General features: G+C 36.4%; 21 protein-coding genes and 1 tRNA gene. 15 read left to right on the top strand and 7 right to left on the bottom strand.

Features of this window, described 5'->3' with window-relative positions:
• Both CUN59_RS22345 and CUN59_RS22340 read right to left on the bottom strand, forming a co-directional pair.
• A partial coding sequence (locus CUN59_RS22345; RefSeq protein ID WP_133164022.1) for a DUF4347 domain-containing protein occupies positions 1 to 1,788 on the bottom strand: 1,788 nt, incomplete at its 3' end.
• Entirely contained in the window at positions 1,781 to 1,912 is a 132-nt protein-coding gene (locus CUN59_RS22340; protein WP_279327304.1) for a hypothetical protein, read from the bottom strand. The genes CUN59_RS22345 and CUN59_RS22340, both read right to left, overlap by 8 nt.
• A gap of 570 nt (positions 1,913 to 2,482) precedes the next feature.
• On the opposite strand from CUN59_RS22340, the gene CUN59_RS13050 reads away from it, so the two are divergent.
• The 4 genes from CUN59_RS13050 to CUN59_RS13035 are packed head-to-tail and all read left to right on the top strand — an operon-like array spanning position 2,483 to position 4,671.
• Complete coding sequence (locus tag CUN59_RS13050) at positions 2,483 to 3,790, top strand: aminopeptidase P N-terminal domain-containing protein (RefSeq protein WP_104388256.1); 1,308 nt, start codon at positions 2,483 to 2,485, stop codon at positions 3,788 to 3,790.
• 47 nt (positions 3,791 to 3,837) lie between these two features.
• Positions 3,838 to 4,128, top strand: a complete 291-nt coding sequence (locus CUN59_RS13045; RefSeq protein ID WP_104388255.1) for a nucleotidyltransferase family protein — start codon at positions 3,838 to 3,840, stop codon at positions 4,126 to 4,128.
• Entirely contained in the window at positions 4,118 to 4,336 is a 219-nt protein-coding gene (locus CUN59_RS13040; protein WP_104388254.1) for a HepT-like ribonuclease domain-containing protein, read from the top strand. The genes CUN59_RS13045 and CUN59_RS13040 overlap by 11 nt, the downstream gene beginning before the upstream one ends.
• Complete coding sequence (locus CUN59_RS13035; protein WP_104388253.1) at positions 4,336 to 4,671, top strand: formylglycine-generating enzyme family protein; 336 nt, start codon at positions 4,336 to 4,338, stop codon at positions 4,669 to 4,671. Before CUN59_RS13040 ends, CUN59_RS13035 begins: the two co-directional genes overlap by 1 nt.
• A gap of 99 nt (positions 4,672 to 4,770) precedes the next feature.
• On the opposite strand, the gene CUN59_RS13030 is transcribed toward CUN59_RS13035, so the two are convergent.
• The 3 genes from CUN59_RS13030 to CUN59_RS13020 all read right to left on the bottom strand — a co-directional run bounded on the left by CUN59_RS13030 (position 4,771) and on the right by CUN59_RS13020 (position 6,770).
• Positions 4,771 to 5,442, bottom strand: a complete 672-nt coding sequence (locus CUN59_RS13030) for an S-layer homology domain-containing protein (RefSeq protein WP_104388252.1) — start codon at positions 5,440 to 5,442, stop codon at positions 4,771 to 4,773.
• Positions 5,443 to 5,989: 547 nt separating this feature from the next.
• Positions 5,990 to 6,063: transfer RNA gene (locus tag CUN59_RS13025), tRNA-Pro, on the bottom strand.
• Positions 6,064 to 6,242: 179 nt separating this feature from the next.
• Positions 6,243 to 6,770, bottom strand: coding sequence for a GNAT family N-acetyltransferase (locus tag CUN59_RS13020; protein ID WP_104388251.1), 528 nt, complete (start codon positions 6,768 to 6,770; stop codon positions 6,243 to 6,245).
• 568 nt (positions 6,771 to 7,338) lie between these two features.
• Here CUN59_RS13020 and CUN59_RS13015 point away from each other — a divergent pair.
• On the top strand, positions 7,339 to 8,058 hold the full coding sequence (locus CUN59_RS13015) for a hypothetical protein (RefSeq protein ID WP_104388250.1): 720 nt from the start codon (positions 7,339 to 7,341) through the stop codon (positions 8,056 to 8,058).
• A gap of 122 nt (positions 8,059 to 8,180) precedes the next feature.
• Complete coding sequence (locus CUN59_RS13010; RefSeq protein ID WP_104388249.1) at positions 8,181 to 9,068, top strand: alpha/beta fold hydrolase; 888 nt, start codon at positions 8,181 to 8,183, stop codon at positions 9,066 to 9,068.
• 74 nt (positions 9,069 to 9,142) lie between these two features.
• On the opposite strand, the gene tsaD is transcribed toward CUN59_RS13010, so the two are convergent.
• Complete coding sequence (tsaD, locus tag CUN59_RS13005) at positions 9,143 to 10,186, bottom strand: tRNA (adenosine(37)-N6)-threonylcarbamoyltransferase complex transferase subunit TsaD (protein WP_104388248.1); 1,044 nt, start codon at positions 10,184 to 10,186, stop codon at positions 9,143 to 9,145.
• A gap of 289 nt (positions 10,187 to 10,475) precedes the next feature.
• Between tsaD and CUN59_RS13000 the strand changes: the two genes are divergently transcribed.
• From CUN59_RS13000 to CUN59_RS12990, 3 genes are all read left to right on the top strand, one after another.
• Entirely contained in the window at positions 10,476 to 10,970 is a 495-nt protein-coding gene (locus tag CUN59_RS13000; RefSeq protein WP_104388247.1) for a Photosystem I reaction center subunit III, read from the top strand.
• A gap of 39 nt (positions 10,971 to 11,009) precedes the next feature.
• On the top strand, positions 11,010 to 11,156 hold the full coding sequence (gene psaJ, locus CUN59_RS12995) for a photosystem I reaction center subunit IX (protein WP_104388246.1): 147 nt from the start codon (positions 11,010 to 11,012) through the stop codon (positions 11,154 to 11,156).
• Positions 11,157 to 11,321: 165 nt separating this feature from the next.
• Positions 11,322 to 11,783: a photosystem I reaction center subunit XI gene (locus tag CUN59_RS12990; RefSeq protein ID WP_104388245.1), complete on the top strand. Its 462-nt coding sequence runs from the start codon at positions 11,322 to 11,324 to the stop codon at positions 11,781 to 11,783.
• A gap of 406 nt (positions 11,784 to 12,189) precedes the next feature.
• Here CUN59_RS12990 and CUN59_RS12985 read toward each other — a convergent pair whose 3' ends face one another.
• Positions 12,190 to 13,581 (bottom strand): hypothetical protein, encoded by a 1,392-nt coding sequence (locus tag CUN59_RS12985; protein WP_104388244.1) that lies wholly within the window; start codon positions 13,579 to 13,581, stop codon positions 12,190 to 12,192.
• 200 nt (positions 13,582 to 13,781) lie between these two features.
• On the opposite strand from CUN59_RS12985, the gene CUN59_RS12980 reads away from it, so the two are divergent.
• From CUN59_RS12980 to CUN59_RS12955, 6 genes are all read left to right on the top strand, one after another.
• Complete coding sequence (locus CUN59_RS12980; protein WP_243406932.1) at positions 13,782 to 14,240, top strand: hypothetical protein; 459 nt, start codon at positions 13,782 to 13,784, stop codon at positions 14,238 to 14,240.
• A 3-nt stretch (positions 14,241 to 14,243) separates the two neighbouring features.
• Entirely contained in the window at positions 14,244 to 15,752 is a 1,509-nt protein-coding gene (locus tag CUN59_RS22035; RefSeq protein ID WP_104388242.1) for an FtsZ/tubulin family protein, read from the top strand.
• Positions 15,753 to 15,766: 14 nt separating this feature from the next.
• Positions 15,767 to 19,036, top strand: a complete 3,270-nt coding sequence (locus CUN59_RS12970) for a cell division protein FtsA (protein ID WP_165790197.1) — start codon at positions 15,767 to 15,769, stop codon at positions 19,034 to 19,036.
• Positions 19,037 to 19,116: 80 nt separating this feature from the next.
• The gene (locus CUN59_RS12965) at positions 19,117 to 20,037 is read left to right on the top strand and encodes a hypothetical protein (protein ID WP_104388241.1); all 921 of its coding nucleotides are present in this window, start codon (positions 19,117 to 19,119) and stop codon (positions 20,035 to 20,037) included.
• A 16-nt stretch (positions 20,038 to 20,053) separates the two neighbouring features.
• Positions 20,054 to 21,472 (top strand): hypothetical protein, encoded by a 1,419-nt coding sequence (locus CUN59_RS12960; RefSeq protein WP_104388240.1) that lies wholly within the window; start codon positions 20,054 to 20,056, stop codon positions 21,470 to 21,472.
• Positions 21,473 to 21,518: 46 nt separating this feature from the next.
• A complete protein-coding gene (locus CUN59_RS12955) occupies positions 21,519 to 22,634 on the top strand; it encodes a hypothetical protein (RefSeq protein WP_104388239.1) in 1,116 nt (371 codons plus the stop codon).
• Positions 22,635 to 22,786: the final 152 nt, after the last annotated feature.

Genomic DNA, 22,786 nt, shown 5'->3' with positions numbered 1-22,786 from the left:
AGCACTGTTACCAGTAATGATATTATTCAGGTTATTACCTGTACCGTTAATAGCGGTTGTTCCGGTTAAAGTCAGGTTTTCTAGGTTGGTTTTTAATGTCCAAGTGATAGAAGATTCAACGGTATCAATACCACCATTTAAGCCTTCAGCAATGATATCGCCAGTATTGTCTAGCACATAAGTGTCATTGCCACCACCACCGATTAATAAATCTGCACCAGTTCCTCCATTCAGGTAATCATTACCATCTCCACCGGTTAAATCATCGTTTCCTGTACCACCTTTAATCCAATCATTACCAGCAGTACCGTTAAAGCTGACTGTCCCAGCAAATCCGCTTAAATCAAAGCGTTCAAATCCTAATACTGTTGTCCCTGGAATATCTAATTGATTGGGGGTGTTATTGGCATTAATGGAGATACTATCATCAACTGTCCCCCCTGTGATAATTAGGGTATCCGTACCAGTACCAACCTGGAGGGTGTCATTTTGCTGTAAATTGGCAAATGTGCTGGTAATTGTGTTATCTCCATTTTGCACGACGATAATATTTTGTTGCGATGTAGTAGTGAAGTTTTCATTAACATCAGTTACTCCAATGGTTAATTGTTTCTCGAAAGATAACCCACCTTGGTCTGTGGTTTTGACTCTAATGCTGTAACTGTTTTTGGTTTCAAAGTCAAATACAGAGTTAGTGGTAAGTTGATTATTGGTAATGGTGAAGAAATTATTATCCGTTGCACCGTCCCCAGTAACTAAACTATAGGTAAAGGTGTCTCCTGTATTTGGGTCTGTGCTACTGAGATTACCAACTACTGTACCAATAATTTGGTTTTCGGCAACGGTGCTGGTAAAGAGTGTGAGATTAGTGGGTGCTTGGTTAGTAAACTCACTGACATTAATAATCTTTAAACCACCAAAGCCGTCAGCAACATAAGCATAGTTACCGACTACTTTCACATCCCAAGCCAAGTTAGATGTATCATAACTGCTCTTGAGGGTGGGGGTAGTGGGGTTGCTAATGTCTATGATTTGTAGTCCAGAATTCCAATCAGCAACGTAGGCGTAGTTACCGACTACTTGCACACCTCTAGCAGCGCCTGATGTATTATAACTGCCCTTGAGGGTGGGGGTAGTGGGGTTGCTAATATCAATGATCTTCAACCCGGCCCCCACAGCGTAGGCATAGTTTCCTGCCACTGTCACAGCACAGGCATGGTAGAGAAAATCCCACTCTCCCACTAATGTGGGTGCAAATATTCCCTGGTAAGTGTTGAGGGTGTCTGCAACAATATCTGACAAATGTAGAGATGTTCCATGGAATGTCTCTGTAACGGGAATATTCACCTCTAACTGCCAATTTCCCCCTAATGCTGCATTGCCGGTTTTTGTGGTGGAGGCGCTAATGGTTGCGGTTGTGATTTGATGTAATTTGTGAATAAATTCTTCCCCAGCATCCCCGGCAGCGACGTTACAGCCATAGAGTAAGATACTTTTACTTTGCCAAGTCTGCAACAAATCAGCATATTTACTGATGTTATCTAAATTCAGTTGACCATTTCCTAAATACAAACATCCCGGAGAACCGTGGGAAACGATATGTACTGTGCTAATTGGGGTATGCTGTCGGAAAAATTCCGTAATTTGCTCAATTCCGTCTCGATTTGGGGAAATAATCACCGATTCTACCCCCTGAACAACTCCCGTCTGTAGGGTTTGGTAGTCGGAAACAGCAGTATCAATAAAGACAACGGTAGAGATTTGATTAGGCAAAGATTTATTAAGCATATTTTTTGAGATTTTTACCTGATAACAAATTGATATTTTCCTGTTGAATTGTATCATGTAGAGGTATGGCAATGATAAAAACCCTACAATGTCTAAAACAAGCATAGTTAAATATATTTGTCATAGTAAGATATTGCTACGATTAACAAAACCGTAAGTTTACAGATATAAAACATAGTTTTGTAATGATTATATCAAGTTGCAAATATCACCCTAGCTTTAATTCATTTTGTAGGGGTTTATCATTGCGCTTTACCCCTACGGAAGATATGGTTTTAAAAAACACATATTTAAGCTTAATTGTCAATCCGTAATTTTTCAGATCATCTAAAAAAGCGATCGCTTAATCTATATCTAATAGTTAAATGTCATTATTTAAAGATATTTTGATAATGTTCATCCACATCAACTTAGAAGATTAAAAGTAATATCTAAACAATCAAAAAAGATTTTATTTTCTGTTTATCCATGTCATTTTTTAAAGACAAAATCCTGTTTCTTTAACAATTTCAGTTACAGAAGTTATCCGCCATTGGCGAAAATTGCCATGATCCAGTAAAATCAAGACAGAATAAAATATAGCGGTATGCAGTTGAATGAGATAGGTCGTGAAACTTAAAAATCATACAAGATAAGGCTTTCCCCCTGCCCTCTGCCTCCTCCTATATAACTTCCAATTACCAAATTACTAACTATGCAAACAGAATATCGGCAGCGTCGTGAACAGTTAATGGCGAAAATAGGCAATGGTACAGCGATTTTTAGAAGTGCGCCAACAGCAGTTATGCACAACGATGTCGAATATGTTTACCGCCAAGATAGTGATTTCTTTTACTTAACTGGTTTTAATGAAGCCCAAGCGGTAGCAGTATTAGCACCCCATCACCCAGAACATCGGTTTATATTATTTGTGCAACCTAAAGATCGAGAAAAGGAGGTTTGGAGTGGTTATCGTTGTGGAATAGATGCAGCAAAAGAATTTTACGGTGCAGATGTAGCTTATCCCATTGCAGAGTTAGATGAGAAGTTACCCCAATATTTAGAAAAAGCCAATTGTATTTATTATCATTTAGGACGTGATCGCAATTTCAACGACAAAATTATCAAACATTATCAAAGTTTACTCCGCACCTATCCCAAACGCGGTACAGGACCCACATCTATCGCTGATCCTGGTACTGTCCTCAACACCATGCGGCTACATAAAAGCAAAACTGAATTAGACCTAATGCGTCAAGCCGTAGACATTGCCGTAGAAGCTCATAATTATGCTTTACAAACCACCGCACCCGGACGTTATGAATATGAGATTCAAGCAGAAATAGAACATATTTTCCGTTTACGGGGTGGCATGGGTCCAGCTTATCCTTCCATTGTCGCATCTGGGACAAATGCTTGCGTACTGCATTACATCGAAAACAACTGTCAAATGCAAGCAAAGGATTTACTCTTGATTGATGCTGGTTGCGCTTATGGTTATTACAACTCTGATATTACCCGGACATTTCCCGTTAGTGGTAAATTCACACCAGAACAAAAAGCATTATATGAAATAGTACTAGCAGCACAAAAACAAGCTATAGCGGAAGTAAAGCCGGGTAATTCCTTCCATGCACCTCATAATGCAGCAGTCCGGATATTAACAGAAGGATTAGTTGAACTGGGTTTACTCAAAGGAGAAATTGATAAATTAATAGAGGAAGAAAAATATAAACCCTTTTATATGCACCGTACCAGTCATTGGTTAGGTTTAGATGTTCATGATGTGGGAGTTTATCAACATGGAGAAAACCCCCAAACCTTACAACCTAGCCAAGTGCTAACCATAGAACCAGGACTTTATATTGTACCGGATACCAAACCCGCCGAAGACCAACCGGAAATAGACCCCCGTTGGGTGGGGATTGGCATTCGTATTGAAGATGATGTATTAGTTACCGCAGAAGGAAATGAGGTTTTAACGGCGGGAGTTCCCAAGGAAATCAAGGATTTAGAAAGATAGTAGTAGACTTCCAAATAAAATAGAGAAATAAGGAGAAATACCAAATTATGAACTGTGAAGAAGTTTTACAAATTCTCAGAACACATCAACAAGAATTACAAAATTTAGGAGTAAGATCCCTTGAATTATTTGGTTCTGTTGCTCGTAATCAAGCTCATTCTGATAGTGATGTGGATTTATTAGCAGAATTATCTGAATCAATGAGTTTATTTCAGTTTATTGAAGCTAAACTCTATATTCAAGATTTATTAAAATGTCCGGTAGATATGGGAACAAAAGATGCTTTATGCGAACATTTACGCCAACCAATTTTAGAGGATATTGTCTATGTCTTCTAGAAATTGGCTGGTTCGTATTCAGGATATTATTGACTCCACCTGTACGATTAGGGATTGTACAACAGGACTAACTTTTGAAACATTTTGCGAAAATAAGGTTATCGTCAAAGCCGTACTTTATGACTACATGATTATTGGTGAAGCCCCTAAACATATTCCTGAAGATATAAAGAAAAGAAATGTTACCCGGAAATTCCTTGGCGATTAATGAATGACAACCAGTTGAAAAACCATGCTTGGTCTGATGAAAATTCAGGTAATCAAACCCATTCTGTGAAAGAAAAAGAGGGTACTCATACTAATCCTTGGGGTTTAGTGGATATGCACGGCAATGTGTGGGAATGGTGCGCTGATTCCTGGACAGATAATATTGCTGAATTACCTAAAAATGGCAAACCCTATATTAATACGTCTCAATTCAACAAGTCACTGCGTGGATGTAGCTGGAACAACAATCGTGCTTATTACCTTGCTGGCTATCGCAATTTCAGTAACGCGGGCATCGTCTACAACCTCAACGGTTTTCGTGTAGTATGTCTGTAATTGTTAGGGGCAAACCCCTTGTGGTTGCACCGTTAATTATGATTACAACATGATTGCCTTAATACAAAATAATAAAAACAGAAAACTCAAAATCCTATTTTAAAATGGATTAATTTTGGGAACTTCAGGAGTGACTGATTCAGGATTTTTTCGTTGCAAATACCTACTTAGCACATAAGCTAAATCTCCCCGTGTCATGGGGCGGAGTGGGTAGATATTACCTTTGGTATCCATGTTGATAAATTCTTCTGCGACAACTGTAGCGATCGCTTTTTTTGCCCAATCAGGTATACTTTTTGCATCTGGATGAGATGAGAGAATCTCATTCACAGTATCATCCGGAAACTGAAAAACTCCATAAGCTTGGGCAAAAATTGCTAAACCTTCCGCCCTAGTTACCCTTTGATTTGGAAAAAACATATTCCCCCGATCACCTTTCATAATATCAGTTTTCAAAACTATCTGAATATCTTGATATGCCGGATGAGAAATAGGAACATCAGGTATAAATATATATTTTTGTTCTTGATTAATTAGCCGTTTATCTAAATAAAATGCTTTTACCAAAACAGATGCTAATTCTGCCCGATTAATTAACCTCTCTGCATAAAATTGACCATCGGGAAAATTATTCATTAACTTGCCATCAATTACCATTTGGATATATTTTGAATCGGTAATAGGTATTGTTTCTGTTGATTCTGTCTGTGCAAAACTTGGAGAAGTTTGCAGCAGTGTGATTAAAGTCAATGTGCCCAGTAATTTTTTCATTGCGACTATTATTTAATAACTAGATGATTAATATTGACGTTGATTGAATAATTGAAGTTGCCAATTTTGTAGTAAGGATTCAGGTGAGGTGATAAGATCCCCGACTTCTTTAATTGATTGTATTCGGAAAGGATAAATCTATCAAAGAAGTCGGGGATCTGGAAACAAGTGCTATGGCTGAATACTTACATTTTGTAGTATAGTTCGCTGTGATAGTATTTTCCATCTCGTGAATTGTTCAAAAGTGGATTTTATCTGCGGAATGTAGGATGATACACATAACTACTAATATTAGGTAAACTTGAGAAATGTATTTATTATATTTTGAGTTTATGTTATTAAACTCTCTGTATCTATTGTCTGTCAGCGTGGCGTAGCACCTGTCACCTTTCCTGAATATGAAATTTATTTTGCAAAATGGACTATTAATTTATTAATTTAATATCAATAATAAAATAGTGATAATTGATATAACGGTATACAGTTACATAAAATAAACCCTAGCTCCCACCCCCCTTGCTGGGTGGGGTTTTTAATATTTTATAAATCGGGATGACAGGATTCGAACCTGCGGCATCCTGCTCCCAAAGCAGGCGCGCTACCAAGCTGCGCTACATCCCGTAAAGTTGCCAAAACTAGAATTACATAGTTAAAATGTATTGCTGGACAACTTATATTATCATATCACAAAAAAGAATAAATGCAAACCTCATGATCTAGAAAAAATAACAACTGCTGATTACCTGCAAAATTATACCCGTATCCCCACTATTCCCTAATCCCAATCCCTCAAAACAATATCACTGAGGATACCAAAACATTCCTTTAATACCTTCAGGATCGGGCATAAAGCCCATGGTCTTATAGAAATCTACAACATGAGGATCAGCAAACAGAGTTACATTACTAATTTCCTCACTCCTGAGTTTTTTGAGGACATATTTCATTAAAGCCTTACCCAAACCTCGACTTTGAAAGTCAGGGTGAACAACCACATCCCAAATAGTGGCATTAAAAGCATGATCTGATGTAGCACGGGCAAAACCAATCAAACGCTTTTTGTTCCCTCGTACTTGCCACATAGACGCAACGAGGAAACTATGCTCAATAGCTTTTTTGACTTTCCTCAGAGGGCGACGTGACCAACCAACCGCATCACAAAGTTCTTCTAGCTCATACAGGTCAATCTCCCGTTCCGTACTGAAAACGATTTGATCCTTACCCAGAGCAGAATTACCTTCAGTTTCCACTGTATGCTCATTAAGAGCAGTGTTTTTATTTGTCCCTAAAGATTCAGGAGTGCTAAACCAAGTTTTCCAAAAACCCATGCCAACGCAGTTCGGTTAGTATGACTGAATTGGTTGCCACTTTTTAAGAGTGTTGATTCACATTTAACAAGACTATGCTCATTGCAGGCCAAGAGCCTAGAATAAATCTAGATATCCTGGAGATTTGCAAAACTCATAGCTAGTTATCAGGTGTTTCTGACCAATCACTTTCAACTTTAGCATTTTGTTTTCCCACTACTCCATCAAACTTATCCAAAGACAAAATTTTTTCTCAAAATCGCAGTATCCTGCCACGGTTAATCACCATTTTAAGCTTATGCTAATTTATATCAATTTCAATGACACAATCAGAACAAGTAATATAACTGATACGCTGTAGAATTTGAAAGATAACATTATTTTAGCCAATACCTTGTCTAAATTGGAAAAAGCCTTGGTTTGTAGGTTGTTCTATCGCTTAACCCAACAAAGCAGAAAATGGACAAGGTATTGTTTAACAACCTCCTCTTAAGTCGGGGAGTAGGCAACAGGCAATAGTAATATTTTGCTCTCCTGCCTCCCCTGCTCCCGAACCCAGTTTACACCAAACAAGCTCTCATCTCCAACAATGGCTTCTGGTTTAAAATCTTCCACTCTAGAACTTCTTAAACGCTTTAATCGAGCGTTTCCCCAATTCTATGAGCAATTTGTTAGTAGTGAGATTCAACTTCAAAATTTACGCCTGGCATACCGTCTTTATAAAACCAGACGGGCTGTGATAGAGATAAAGTCTGAAGAGAACAAAAGCACCCTACATTTTGCCTACCGTAATCAATCTTTCCTTCTCAGCGATATTTTTGGTGTTCTGGCTGCTTATGGTTTAACTATTCATGGTCTTAGTCTATACGGTCAAATTCGTCCACCAATGTTAGTTTTTATCAAACTACTAGTATCCCGTGGTAGTAAAGCACTCACGGAAAAAACTGCTGAAAACGTTTGTCGGGCTATTCGTGAGGCATTAGGCGGCAGAGTTGAAGTAGAGGAGATGCTGGGAGTAGAATTTAATCTTGATGCTGGCTTAGAGCAAGTACAAACAGATTTCTATGTTGATCCTGTCTTTCATCTTCCAGCCTTGTTTGTGGAGGCTGATAATCAACCAGGATTATTTTATAAAGTTATGTACGCTATTTGGCAAGAAGATTTATTGGTCGTTAATGCCAATTTATTGGTTTGGCGAGGGCGCACTAGATTAATTCTCTACTTGCTCGGTCCTAATGAAAGTCTCATTCCTGAATATCTGGGTAACAGAATTGCCGAAGGGATGAAACACCGCCTACTTGGTCGCTAAATTTAGTAATAGGTAATAATTTAACCAATCACCAATTACTAACCTAATTTCTCAAGTTCTTAGCAAATTGAGTGATTGAATGGTACTAAGTCGTACCCCATTTTGAGGTACGATATGAGATTATGGCAACAATAGAAATCTTAGGCGTTCAACATACCTACGAGCTAACTGCTCCTACGTCATGCCCCCATACTTTAGTGTTTATACACGGTTGGCTAAATAGCCGTGTATACTGGCAGCCTGTGATTTCGCTTCTATCACTAGATTTTCAGTGTTTATCCTATGATTTACGGGGCTTTGGTGAATCACAGTCCCAGGTGATATCAGATATAGAACTGACCGCCACAAGTTCTAGTATGGTTAGTTCTGCCTTAGATTCTCTATATTCTCCCTCGGCTTATGCCGAGGATTTAACTGTGCTACTGGAACATCTGAATATTTCCAGTGCTTGGCTAATAGGTCATTCTTTAGGTGGAACTATTGCTCTGTGGACGGCGGCTAGACTACCTGATTGTGTGCAAGGGGTAATTTGTATTAATGCTGGTGGTGGAATTTACCTCAAAGAAGCTTTTGAGCAATTCCGTGCTGCTGGTCAGAAATTTTTACAAGTTCGTCCCCGTTGGCTTTGCCAAATGCCTTTAATTGATTTACTATTTACTAAAGCTAGTGTGTTAAGTCCCTTGGAAAGATACTGGGCGCGTCAAAGATTAATTGATTTTGTTGTTGCTGATTCCGAAGCGGCTTTGGGAACTCTTTTGGATTCGACTACGGAAGAAGAAGTTAATTCTTTACCTCAGTTAGTATCTAAGTTAAAGCAGCCGGTGTACTTTTTAGCAGGTGCTGACGATAAGGTAATGGAACCCAAATATGTCCGCCATTTAGCCAGTTTTCACTGGCTTTTTCAATATGTTGGCGATAATGTGATTGAAATTCCTAATTGTGGGCATCTGGCGATGTTAGAACAACCAGAAGCCGTATCTGAGCATATTCGGTCAATTGTTGGTGGTTAGGCGGGGGGAAGTAGGTGGAAGCTGGCAAGAGGCAAGAGGCAGGATTAATATTCTTCTCCTCTGCTCCCTTGCCTCTAATTTTCGTACAACTGCATAACTTGATTGATTGAGAGGCGGGAATGGACTCCTAATGTGAGGGGGGGTGTATGACCCCGCCATAGATGTTCGGCGGCGGCACAGCCAATCATGGCGGCGTTGTCGGTGCAATATTTGAGGGGGGGGAAGAGAACCCGCAAGTTATGTTTACTGGCGGCTGCTTCTAGGTGCTTTCTGAGTCCACTATTGGCGGCTACACCACCACCGACGGCAATGGTGTCTAATCCATGGTCACGGGCGCAAGCGATCGCTCTTTTGGTGAGCGATCGCGCTATGGTATCCTGAAAACTCGCTACTACATCCTCTATTGGTACTTCTTTGCCCTCTTTCTCTAATTGCTGGACTAAACGTAATACTGCTGTTTTTAAACCGCTAAAACTACAATCATAGGGATGATAACCGCCACCGGGTAAAGAAATTCTCCCTTCCGGTAATGTAAAGGCTTGGGGATTACCTGTTTGTGCGAGTTTATCAATTATCGGTCCACCGGGATAACCCAGTTTTAATAACCGCGCCACCTTATCAAAAGCTTCACCCGCAGCATCATCACGGGTTTCTCCCAGGGTTTCGTAGAGACCACAATCTTTGACATAAATCAAGCTTGTATGACCGCCGGAAACCAGTAGGCTAAGAAAAGGGGGATTTAAACTTGGCTCACTCAGATAAGTCGCGTAAATATGACCTTCCAGGTGATGCACTCCCAGAAAAGGCTTCTCATGTACCATGGCCAGGGTTTTGGCAGCCGTTAAGCCCACCAGCAACGCCCCTACAAGTCCAGGCGCACAAGTGGCAGCTATACCATCAATCTGACTCCAATCTAGATGGCTAGATGCGATCGCTTCCTCTATTTCATAGTTAAGCGTTTCTAAATGGTGACGGGATGCCACCTCTGGAACTACCCCACCATATTGTTGATGAACAGCAATTTGTGAAGCCACAATACTGCTACACACTTCACGATTCTTAATAATTGCCACAGCAGTTTCATCACAACTGGTTTCAATGGCTAAAACGGTTGTCATAGGGAATAGGGAATACGGGATAGGGGATACTTCGACTTCGCTCAGTAACCAGAGGCAAGATTAGTTTACATTCTCTCATATCTCCCCTGCTCCTCTACCCCCTGCCTCCTCCCCAAATCTGACGTTTTCCTATCTTTTGATTGAGAAGCTTTAACTTTTATTGACTTAAACTTTACTCATTTCCCAGCCAAGAGTATGATGACTTCCTAGTTATCTAAAATAAAGACTGTACAAGCCGCTTCGTTTTGTACACAGAACTTCTCGTTTTGTAATAAAAGGAAACAACTCCATGAGACGATTGTTTGCTTTGCTTTTGGCGATTACTCTTTGGTTCAATTTTGCTCCTGAAGCTAAAGCATTGGGCGCAAACCTTGTACCTTGTAAAGACTCCCCCGCCTTTCAAGAGCTAGCACTAAATGCCCGTAACACCACCGCCGACCCCGAATCTGGCAAAAAGCGGTTTGAACGTTATTCTCAAGCACTTTGTGGACCAGAAGGTTATCCCCACTTGATTGTAGATGGCCGTCTCGATAGAGCAGGAGATTTCTTAATCCCTAGCATTCTCTTCCTCTACATTGCTGGTTGGATTGGTTGGGTAGGCCGTGCTTACTTACAAGCCATCCATAAAGGTACAGATCCCGAACAAAAAGAAATCCAAATTGATTTGGGTATTGCTCTACCTATCATTTCTTCCGGTTTTGCTTGGCCAGCGGCAGCAATCAAGGAATTTCTTTCTGGCGAGTTAACCGCTAAAGATTCAGAAATTACCGTTTCACCACGCTAACTCATTTGTTTGCACTCATTGATTCTGGAGAATAGATTCATGGCTGAAAAAGGCGACGAAACCAACTACCTGATTACATTCATCTCCACTGCTCCTGTAGCCGCTACAATCTGGCTAACCATCACAGCAGGAATTTTGATTGAATTTAATCGGTTCTTTCCTGACTTGCTTTTCCACCCTCTATAGGTTGAAAACGCGGTTAAACATAGCTAAGTAAATTAGCTTTCTCTTCTAGATTGTTTCTGAGTAAACAATCTTAACTAATGTATGAAACTCGTAATCTTAGCTGTGATTTACGGGTTTCATATCTGAAAAACCAACAAGTGTGATCTAAGGAACTGAAAAATAGTTATGGTAGCAGCAGGACGCGATCCACAAAAAGGCGATCTAGAAACCCCCATCAATTCTGCTCCTTTGGTGAAGTGGTTTATTAGCAATTTACCCGCTTATCGTCCCGGTCTAAATCCTTTTAGACGTGGTTTGGAAGTTGGTATGGCTCATGGTTATTTATTATTTGGGCCTTTCGATAAATTAGGACCTTTACGCAATGCTCCCAATGCTAACTTAGCTGGTTTATTGGGCAGTATTGGCTTGGTTGTAATTCTTACCGCTTGCCTATCTTTATACGCTAATAGCAATCCTGATAAGGCTCTTGCTAGTGTTGCAGTACCCAATCCTCCTGTTGATGCTTTCAACTCTAAGGAAAGCTGGAATAATTTCGCCAGTGCTTTCTTGATTGGTGGTATCGGTGGTGCTGTAGTTGCTTTCTTTTTAACCAGTAATTCTGGATTAATCCAAGGTTTATTAGGTTAATTTGACTTTGGTAATGGGTAATAGTTGCTAATAGAGGCTATTACCTATTACTGAATAAATCCAAGTAATGTTACGTAAAAAAACTGGTATAACGAGTAATTGTTATTTGTTGGTAAATTTTAATTATTTTTCACAAAACATCATAATTATACTAAGAGGATGTTTGGAAAGTCAGAAAGGATGTAAAAAAAGCTGTTCTTGCCTCTCTTTTATGGAGAATCAATACTAAAGTGCCAGTTTAATACACTGCGTAATCTGAAATTTCTAAACGGCTTTGATAGTTTTCACCAGATGTCTATTAGACATCTGGTGAAAATCAAATATGCGTAACTTATAATCCCTGTAGAGCCTTTCCATAGGTAGAGATTCTCGGCTCCACAATCTTTACCACCAGATGTCTATTGGGTTAATTTTTTTGAATTCCATAACAAAAACGACCAACTAACCATTTTGACTCTTGCTGATTATTTGATTGTTCAGTTTTCATTATTTCTGTTCTATTTTTCAGTGCCGTAAAAAAATCTTTTACACCATGAGTTTTTGTCCCATCTTCTTCACTAGATTTAGTTTCCCAATCCCATTCTTCCCACCAACTAGGAACTTGCAAATTTTGACTGAGAATATCGAACTGTAATTTATAAATTCCCGGTTCAGGAAATTTCTTAGGTTGGATAATGGCTGAAAATTTTAACTTATTTTCTTGAGGAATAATTTGCCAATCTTTAAATTCTATAGCACTACTCAATTCTGAATTGGAATCTATATCTGTAAATTTTTTGGCAAACTTATCAAATTTCTCAGCTTTAGCTTGTGGCTTTAGAGAATTGGGATCTATAAATAAACTATATTGAGAGGGTGACAAAGGGATACTATAATTAAGTGTTAAATTCTCCTGTTGTCGAGAATTGATTTGTAATACTTCATAGTTACCTTTACTAACAGCAACTCCATCTTTAACTAAAGAAAGAGGTCTAATAATACCTTTAGGTAGAGTTTCCGGAGGCTTTTCTACACTAGATATTTTATCAAGAATATGATCAGGATGAAAAATCATTAACTTACTATTAGCTAGTAATTGATTAGCATCATATTTTTGTAATTGACTAAAATAATGCTTAACATCTTGATAAGGTCCGATAAATAACACATAAAAGGGGCGTAATTTATCTGGTTGCTTACCTGAATTATAGTTAAAAGTTTTAATATTATTAGCTTCCTGAATATAAACCTTACCATTAAATTCACTTTTAACTGCCCAAATACCTACAGCATAATCTTTTTTCTGGGTATTAAAATAAGCATCTTGAATTCTTTTATTTAATTTAGTTACGTCACCGCTATTTTGTTCCAAATCTGTAATAATTACTGTCATTTTCTTTTGATCTTTTGCATCAGGAACAACAGACGCATCTATAGGACTAGATACAGCTTTAAACTTAGCATTACTCCCATCATAAAAAACTGAACTAAGTCCATAACTATAATAGTCACTACTTGTAATTTTCTGCATAGGATTACCAATGCGATAATATTCAACTGGCAATTTACCTGTTAACTCAAATACATTTCTGAGAGATTTCAAAGCTTTGATATAATTGGTTTCTCCATCTTTGACATATCCTAACATTGATCCGCTACCATCTACATAAATAGATACATTGAGATTATCAGATTTATTAGAGGTTTCACTATTAACTGAGTTAACATTAGGAATTTCACATTTTAACTCTTCTTTTTTGTTACAAGCTGTCAAAGAAAATGCGATTAATACTAAAACTATCCATCTAAAACGCATCATTTTTTTTGTTCTCCTTTAATACTGTTTTATGCCAATGTTTACTATTACTAACAAATATTAAGTAATATTACGGTATTTTTTTCTTGCCATCTTACTAATAATATGCGAGTATATCAAAAAGTAATTATGCTATGTTTAAACAAAGCGACAAGATTCTCGAAAACTATAGGTTGTGAGGGGGGGCAATGAAGCCGTGGGAGATGATCAGAATCATTATATTTACTGTAGTTGGTGCTGGAGTGATGTTTTTGGGGCAGCGGCTCATATACGAAAATCAAATCATACCTATTCAAAAAGTCCCCGTGGACACATGGCTTGGTGCTGACTATACCACATCTGCACTGATTATGTTTGGGGTCTGTCTATTTTCAACGATTTCCTGGTGTATATTAGGAGCAACTAGCAAGTTTACTGATGGTAGCAGTGGGGGTAAATTGAGCTTAATTTGGTGGTTGTTAGGACTATTACCTATGGCCAGCATCGGCTTTACAGTATTTTATATTAACCGCAGTGACGAAGCTCAATTTTCGATGATGTGCTTTTTCCTCCTAGATGCTATTTGGCTATATTGGTTAAGTACAGTTACCAGTTCTCCTGAAACCGTTAAATATATTCCGCCAGGAGCGTTTTTTATACGTCATAAGGTGATGGGAGATTAAGAAATGTCAATTTATGTAATTGGAATTGGTGGAACCGGTGCTAAGTGCATTGAAGGAATTATTCAATTAGCATCCATAGGACTTTTTAACGAAGAAACCTTACATTTATTATTTGTTGATGCTGATGAAAATAACGGTAATTTAGAACGAGCATTAAAAAGCCTGAAAATTTATCAAGATTGCCAAAATTTGAATTTAGCAGATAAACATCCTTGGATGAAAACCAAAATAGAATCCTTTGGTTTATGGTCGCCTTTTGCTAACACTAGCGTTAATAAAAATCTTGGTTCATTCTTTGAATACAATATTCTCAAAGAGGATGAACCAGCATTAGGAAATTTATTTGATGTTCTGTATACTTCAGAAGAACGAGATGCTAATTTAGATGTAGGTTTTCGTGGTCGTCCTGCCATTGGTGCTGCGGTCATGAGTCAGGTAAAACTCGATGCTTTGGACTATGATTCCTGGGGACAACTAATGAATCAATTGCAAAAAGATACAGGAGGAGGTAAACGTACAAAAGTATTTTTATGTGGTTCAATTTTTGGGGGTACAGGGGCTTCAGGATTACCAACAATTGGGCGGTTAGTTCATAATAAATTGGAAAATCTAAAAATTAGAAGTAAAGTTGATTTGGGGTGTTTATTTGTTTTACCTTATTTTAGCTTTAGTCCTACCTTGGGAGAAAATGCAGATACAGTATATGCTCGTTCTGAACAGTTTTTGCTGAATACAGAAGCAGCACTGCGTTATTATGGCAGTCAGGCACAAGAAACTTTTAATACTGTATATCTGCTAGGTAATCAAAACTTATCTCCAGTTAAAGTTTTTAGTGTGGGCAGAAATACCCAACGGAATGACCCCCATTTCATTGAATTCTATGCTGCATTAGCCGCAAGGCAATTTTTATTAAATCCAACTTCTGAAGTAAAAAATGTAGTGTTAATGAATCGGGAGAATTTGAAAAGTTTGACCTGGAAAGATATTCCTGATCAAAAAGTAGTTAATTCTGAGTTAGTTAATGCCACTCGCTTTGCTTTCGTTTGGTTATCTGATATTGCCCCAGGATTAGATATGGCTAAAAATATGGGAGTGAAAAACTTTCAAAGAGGTCCTGAAGCCTTTTGGTTTGTGAAGTTTTTTCCTGACCGGACTTTTTTTGGTAACAGTCAAAAACAGGCAGTTGATTTTAATGATTTAGAACAGCAAAATGCCATCAGCATAATTACTAGCTGGTGTCAAGATTATTTGCGCTGGTTATCACAAATTCATCAATGTGTTGAGGAAAATATTCAATTATTCAATGCTAATCATTTTAATAGTAGTAAACTGAGTCCTCAAAATCTACCAGATTTAATTGCTGGACTAGGGGACAGTCGAGATCAAACTCGCAAATCTAGGGATACAATGCAAGAACTGAAAAAACGCTTAGATCCCGAAGCCATCAGCACCTTACCCAAGCAAGGGATTTTCGGACTTGCTAAAGCTTTATATCATGTTTGTCGGTTGTAGAAGGAAATTTGATTATGACCAGTGCATATACCAGCAACCAGTCGGCTTTATTACTGCCAAAACTCAAAGATGATTGTGATGTAAAATCGGGCAATCCTGGTATTTGGGATGCTCAAGCACCAAAGGCTTTTAATGATGTTGCTTCCAGCTTAGATTACAAAGCACCTGGAGAAGTTCAAAGTGTTAGTTCTGTTCCCACAGTTTGGGCGCGCCCCTTATCAATGGAAATGGCATTACATAATGATGCTTACCCAATTCGGGAGCAAATGATTACTCAATGGCAGGGAATGTTAGCAGCTTTAGCATTAGCAGAAGTTCGCGGTTTTCCTATTAAAGCCCAACTTTTACAATTGGGTGATCAAAAAAGTAATCATGTTTTTGCCCATTCTCTTTATGAACTTTTACCTGATCCAGTTAACACTCTTTACACCTTAAATAATAATAAACATCCTTGGGAAGATTTGTATGTTTTTACATGGAATAATCAACCTGTAGGTATGACTTCTCCTAGTACTTTGGTTGTGCCTTCCGAACAAGGAAATTGGGGGGGGTTACAATGGTGGAAAGATGGACAATTACAATCTCCTCATAATTATCTTAATCAAACAGAGAAAGCCCAATTAGCATTTTGGCTAAATAATCTCAGCAAAGAAATTAGAAGATATCAAGGCCAGAGTAAAGCCATTGATAGAACAGTTGGTTTAGTTAATGGCTTTATTAATAGTTTGGGTGTGAGGACTACACCTGACTTTCAATTTAGTAATAATCCTGCGTATTTTGAAGTAGAAATTAACCGAGGGGCGTTAACTGCTCTAAATTTACCTATTAAGGTTGAAGTTAAAGAATCTAATGTGAGGGTTGTTCCCAGTTTTGTTAAACCAAATGTTCCTCCCCTGCTGATAATTGACCAAACTATTGCAACTGCTTGGAATGAACCTCCACAAAACATTTCTATTCATGAAGGTAAAACTTTAGCAGCTTTGCGACCGGAAGACATAGAAAATTGGAATAGGAATAGACAAGTAATTTGTCTGGAATCGAAAGATTTATTCTTACCAGATTTGAAATTTATTGATCAAGAGGGAATTTTACCAGGGGCGTTACTTCCTGAAGGTATACAATCTTTAGTATTTAAAAATCGCAATATTACCCCTTTAATTCCTCTAAATTCGATTTTATTAAATTACTTCACACCAGAAGATTTAACTAAAAAAGTTAAACTGCAACTGGTTAATAATGGTGCTGGAGGTTCACAGGTTCGGTTAACTTTAAATTTACCTCTTTATGGTGTCAGAGGTGGAAATGCTCCGCAAAATTTCTTTTTAACTAAGGACTATCCTTTGTTAGAGGAAAACATTATTTATGAAGTACCAGTTTTAGAAGTTTGGCCTGATTTTCGGGCTGAAGGTTGGAAGGAGTATTATGGCTTTTACTATGATGCTGAATATGGGGAAGAAACTTTTCAGGTTAGTTTTCCCACAGCCACAGCTAATAATATTCATACCTTTAAGGAAGGTAAAGGCTTATATCAAGTAGTCCGGTTTGAGGAATTTCCGAGTTTTATCGAATGTAAAGATACTTATACTAACACCATTGGTCTGATTCTATTACATAGTCCAGAACTGATAAATCTTAATGGTGAATGGGTCGTTGGTGTTGATTTTGGTACTTCTTTTACTAATGTTTATGTCAACAAAAATGATAGAGTTGTAGAATGTTTAAACTTAGAAAATCTACACAAAAAAGTTACAGACGTTTCTATTGATACTCGCTTTCCTGTTTTGTTTGAATTCTTTATCCCTGAAAGTTTTATCCCCATAGATAGACCTTTCCCTATGTCTACTGTATTAACGAGTAGAGGGAAAACAAATGCTAGAGATGAAGATTCTGCTCCTATTTTTGATGGTAGGCTTTATGTTCCTGACAGAAATCGCTTTTCACCTCAAGAAACATGGATTAAAACTAATCTCAAGTGGTCAACTACTAACCCCACAGATAATCAATTATTTTTAAAACATTTAGCATTGCATATTACAGCTATGGCTGCTAAAAATGGGGTGCAAAAACTTCAGTGGTCTTTATCTTTTCCTTCAGCTTTTTCATCTAGAGAACAGCAGAATTATGCAATTAATTGGCAAAGATTAACAGAACAACTACAAGCAAAAACAGGGATTCAAAATATTAGCCCGAGCAGAGACAACACTACATATTTTCGTACAGAAAGTTTAGCAGTTGCTCAATATTTTGCTGAAGATGAAGGACATGATTTAGTAAGTACCACTTGTATTGATATGGGAGGCGGAACTTCTGATATTTCTATTTGGCAAGATGATAAATTATTACATCAATGTTCAGTTCAGTTAGCAGGACGTGACCTTTTTTCTCAATTTATTGAAATGAAGCCTAGCTTTTTGAAGAATTTTGATATCAATGATGATTGGACTAGATTAAGGGGTTCTGCTTTCAACGCTAAATTAGATGTCTGGATGCGTCTAGAAGCTACGACTTGGTTAGAGAGGAGAAGAGATAGTTTTGAAGAAAATCCAGATTTTCAAGGACTAATTCGCCTGATGGCTATTGGTGTATCTGGCTTGTACTTTTATGTTGGTCAGATTCTCTCAGCTTTACACCAAGAGGGTAAATACACTCTTAATGAAATTACGCCAGTTTATGTAGGTGGTAATGCTTCTCGTTTATTAAATTGGTTAGCTGAGGGAGGTAGATTTGACCGTAATTCAGAAATCAATTGGTTACTTAGTCGGATGATGAGTGTAGCTTCTGATTTTCCTGATACAGAACAACTTACACGCCTCAGTCAAAAGCCTAAAGATGAAGTTGCTTGTGGTTTAGTTTTGAAAGATAGAAGATTACAAGGATTAGATAGAAGGGAAATAGATCATGTAATTACTGGTGAAGATTGTAAGATTAATGATGAGGAATTTGGCTGGCAAAATCGCTTAGATTTTAGAGGGAGAAATATTAGTAAATATGAGATTCGTGAATTAACTCAGTTGAAGTTATTCCTTAATGCTTTTCACGCGAGTTTAGATGATTTAAGGATTGATAGTATTGAACCACTACCAGGATATGAATTTGATAAACAATATCCAGATTATCCTGATGCAGAATTTAATCAAAAACTCTGGCGGGAAACAGAAAGAGAACTTAAAAATTCCCTAAATGCGATTAGAGGTGATGTTGAAAATATTCGTGAAGAACCACCTTTTATTCTTGGGCTAAAAGCATTACTCAGAGTTCTAGGTAAAAGGTGGTCTGGTAGATAACAATAAAATCAAAAATGCGCGAATTTTATCGCCCACTTACTTTTTAAATACATCAGTCATAAATAATTTGGAGATATGAAATGGGAGACCAAAAATGTCAGCTATGTGGTTATGAAATCAAAGAACATACAGAAGTTTGTTCAAATTGCAGTTGGCCTATCACTAAATATCCATCTAATTTGCCAGAATCATCAGAAGTTCTAAAAAGAGAACAACAAATGTTCATATCGGCAAAAAAAATATTCGATGAGTACAAGCGTAAACATTTGGAACTGCAAACACTACAACAACAGCTAGATAAGTATAAAAATCAGAATGTAAGTCTTGCTAATTCTTCATTAATAGAAAAGTATTTGCAAAATTTATGTTCTACGGAAGAAGCACAGCTAAATTTAATCAAAGATTTGTCTACATCTATAAAACAAATAAATGAGCGATTATCAAATGACAAATTAAATGTTATTGTCCATCCTCCGTATTCTGATACTATTATTACTTCACCTGAAATACAAAATAAAAATAATGGAGACAATTTTCAAACCATTCCTAATGCAGAAGCTGGAAATTATTATATAAGCACTGAAGAGGAATTTACAGACAATAATGGCCTATTAAATGCAGAAATTAGTCCCTGTAATGATAATCCAGAGGCACTTCACTTAGTCAAAGACTATAATCAACTAAAAGATTTTGATTACAAAATAGAAGTTTCAGAAACAGCAGAGAGTAAATCACAACGTAGGGATAGTTCCCAATCATTACCAATTTTTGAGGTTAAAGTTAGAGGTGATTATTGGGTAATTAATCAAAAATATTTAGTGCCGAGACGTAAAAGGTTTGATACATATAGCTATGAAACTTTATCAACATTATTTGAATGTAGAAAATATAATCAATCTTTCTCAGGTAATTTCATACTAATAAAACCCGGCAAAGTTAATTCTTTAAATAATCAAGAAATATGGCAGCTTGAAGAAAGAGGTATTATAGAATTTTTGTAATCATGAGAGGTAAATAATGAAAAGATACATTAATTTTAAAAACATTGCACCACTAATTTTATCAATTAGCTTTCTTTTAGGAATAGAACAAATTGCTATGGGTACTAATGCCAATAGTAGCAAAGAAAATAGTAATGGTCAAGAAATAATACAGCAGTCTGATAAAAACAATCAAAATGCAAAATTGATTAATGCTTTTAATGAATTAAAAGATTCTATAAAATTATTTAACTCAAAACTTCCCTTAGCAGTAAATAATCCTAGTCAACAGAACGAAGTTAATTCTCAAGATGTAATTTTAAAAATTGAGAAATTAAAAAAAGAACTGTCAACTGTTCAACAAACAGAGACGGTTAAAAAAAATATTCTCATACTAGAAGAAATCAATACAACTATTGCACCATTAAAAGATGGACTGCAACCAGATGGTGTAAGTCAGGTTCAAAAAAAATTAGACTTTTTTGTTAGAGAAGGTATATCTAAAAAATCTTATGGTAAGTTTGGAGAAACTACACAGCAAGAAATAGAAAAATTTCTTAATCAAAATCTTAATGCTTTAGAAAAAAAAGTTAGTCAGATTAAACTAGAAAAAATAAATATTGCAAGCCCTCAAAATAATTTAGCACCTGCTAAAAATAATGATAAAAGTAAAGAATTAGAATCTCAAATTTTAGAACTCAAAAATGATATTAGAAAAATATCAGCCGTTGTTTATATTTTACTATTTATCATTCTGGTTGGCATGGGAATTTATGGTTATAAATTTTATATATTTGTGAATACACCTAATAAAAAAGCAGTGCAAAATAATAATAAAATGCACTTCGTAGATATTGATAATTTCCAAATTGAACTCAATGAAATTTATAAAAGTTTAAATAGATTAGACCAAAAAATTAAAGAAATAGAAAACCGTTATCAAAATCCAACTAATCAAACTTATTTATCTACATATACAAATACTGGCACAAATCAACCTCTTAACCAAAATAGGCAAGTTGGTTATATTCATCAACCAGTTAAGAGTAACTTATATTCTCAAAGTAATATATCTAATTCTGATAGTAATTTATTATCAGCATATAATCTTAATTCTCGTTCTCTTTCCCAAAGCGCAACTACCGTTTCAGAGAGTGAGTATACCGCAGAACAGCGTCGCCTTGGTCGTAGTGTTCGATCTATTTTAGAATCTAATAATAGAGGCAATTATTGGATTTTATCAGAAGGTAGCAATGAATATCTTTTTCCCAAAGGAGGAATGAAAATTAATGAACATAACTATCATACAATAGCAGCATTTTTTGAATGTATGTTTAAATGTCAGGGAAGTCAAGCAACTGATAAGTTTAAATTAATCAAACCTGCTAAAGTAGTTATGATAGGTAGTTCACAAACATGGCAAGTAACTGAACGGGGAATTATTGAATTTGAATAGAGTTATATAAAATAAATCAAAATTATAGCTAAGGATGGGAATATTAATGACTAATTTTGATAATCTTTTCCGTAAAGTTGAAGAATTAAAACAACTGTGTTATCAACATTTTGCACCGAGAATAACTAACATAGAAACTTACCTATCCACACTAACTGAACGGGTTCAAAATGGTTCAGTTATCGTTACTGGGAATTTACAAACAGAACAAATCACCCCTCTGAATATATCTGAATCTGAATTAGTACAGGTTTATAATGACGTTCCCAAGGTTTTATTAAAAAATTCGATTATTGCCGAATTAACAGCTAAAAGTTATCGAGAAGATAGAAACAATGAGCCAATATTTTTAGAAAATGACAAAAATGGTAAATATTGGATAATTGTATCTAATCAAAACAATATCTTTCTCATACCCAGTATCATTATTAAATTACATATTCATAAACTAAAAACAGTAGCAAAATTATTTGATTTTCATGGTGAAACTGCTTCATTAGATACCCATTTTATGTTAACTAAACCTGCGAAATTATCAAGTTTACCTAATGGAAAAGAATGGAAACTAGAAGAAAAAGGTATTTTAGAATTTAGTGATCATTTTTCACAGTTTAAATTTGAAGTTCCTGATTTTCAAGAATCTAAAGAGGATCATCCTGTAGAAATTCAAAAAATCTACCAAAAATTAGATGATTTAACATCGCAGTTAGAGCAATTTCAACAAGAACGCATAAATTTGGCATCCCAAATCATTAACATACCAGAAATTAAAGATACTCAAGCAAATACCAATTTAGAAATACTCAAAATTAATAAAAAATTAAATGGTTTGAATTTGCAGTTTGAAGAATCTCAAATCATTAATATACAAGAAATTAAAGATGATCAAGCAAATTCTAATTTAGAAATAGTGAAAATTAATCAAGAATTAGATGCTTTAAGATTAGAGTTAAATCGCTCTCATGAACTCCGAAAAAGTTTAGAATCTTACATGGTCGAAATGTCTCAAGAATTGGATAATTTAAAAGTGCAGTTATATCATTCTCAAGAAAAACAGCAAAAATTAGAATCTCATTTAGAGAAAATACCAGTTCTCAGAGATTATGTTTATTTGCAAATAGACCTAATCAAAGCGCGGTTAGAATCGCTAGAGAACTTATAGTTTGTGGGCGATTAATACTAGAAATAGCCAGCGCACCCATTAAACTTCCCATAATGACACTACCAATAATAAATAGTGGTTTTTGCCAAATTAGATGATGATTTGAGGAAAAGATAAACAGGATCAAGAAATACATACAAAATAATTAAATC

Source organism: Cuspidothrix issatschenkoi CHARLIE-1 (assembly GCF_002934005.1).
Classification (GTDB): Bacteria; Cyanobacteriota; Cyanobacteriia; order Cyanobacteriales; family Nostocaceae; genus Cuspidothrix; species Cuspidothrix issatschenkoi.
The sequence above is the reverse complement of the archived record's forward strand: the minus strand, read 5'-3'. Positions and strand labels throughout refer to the sequence as shown.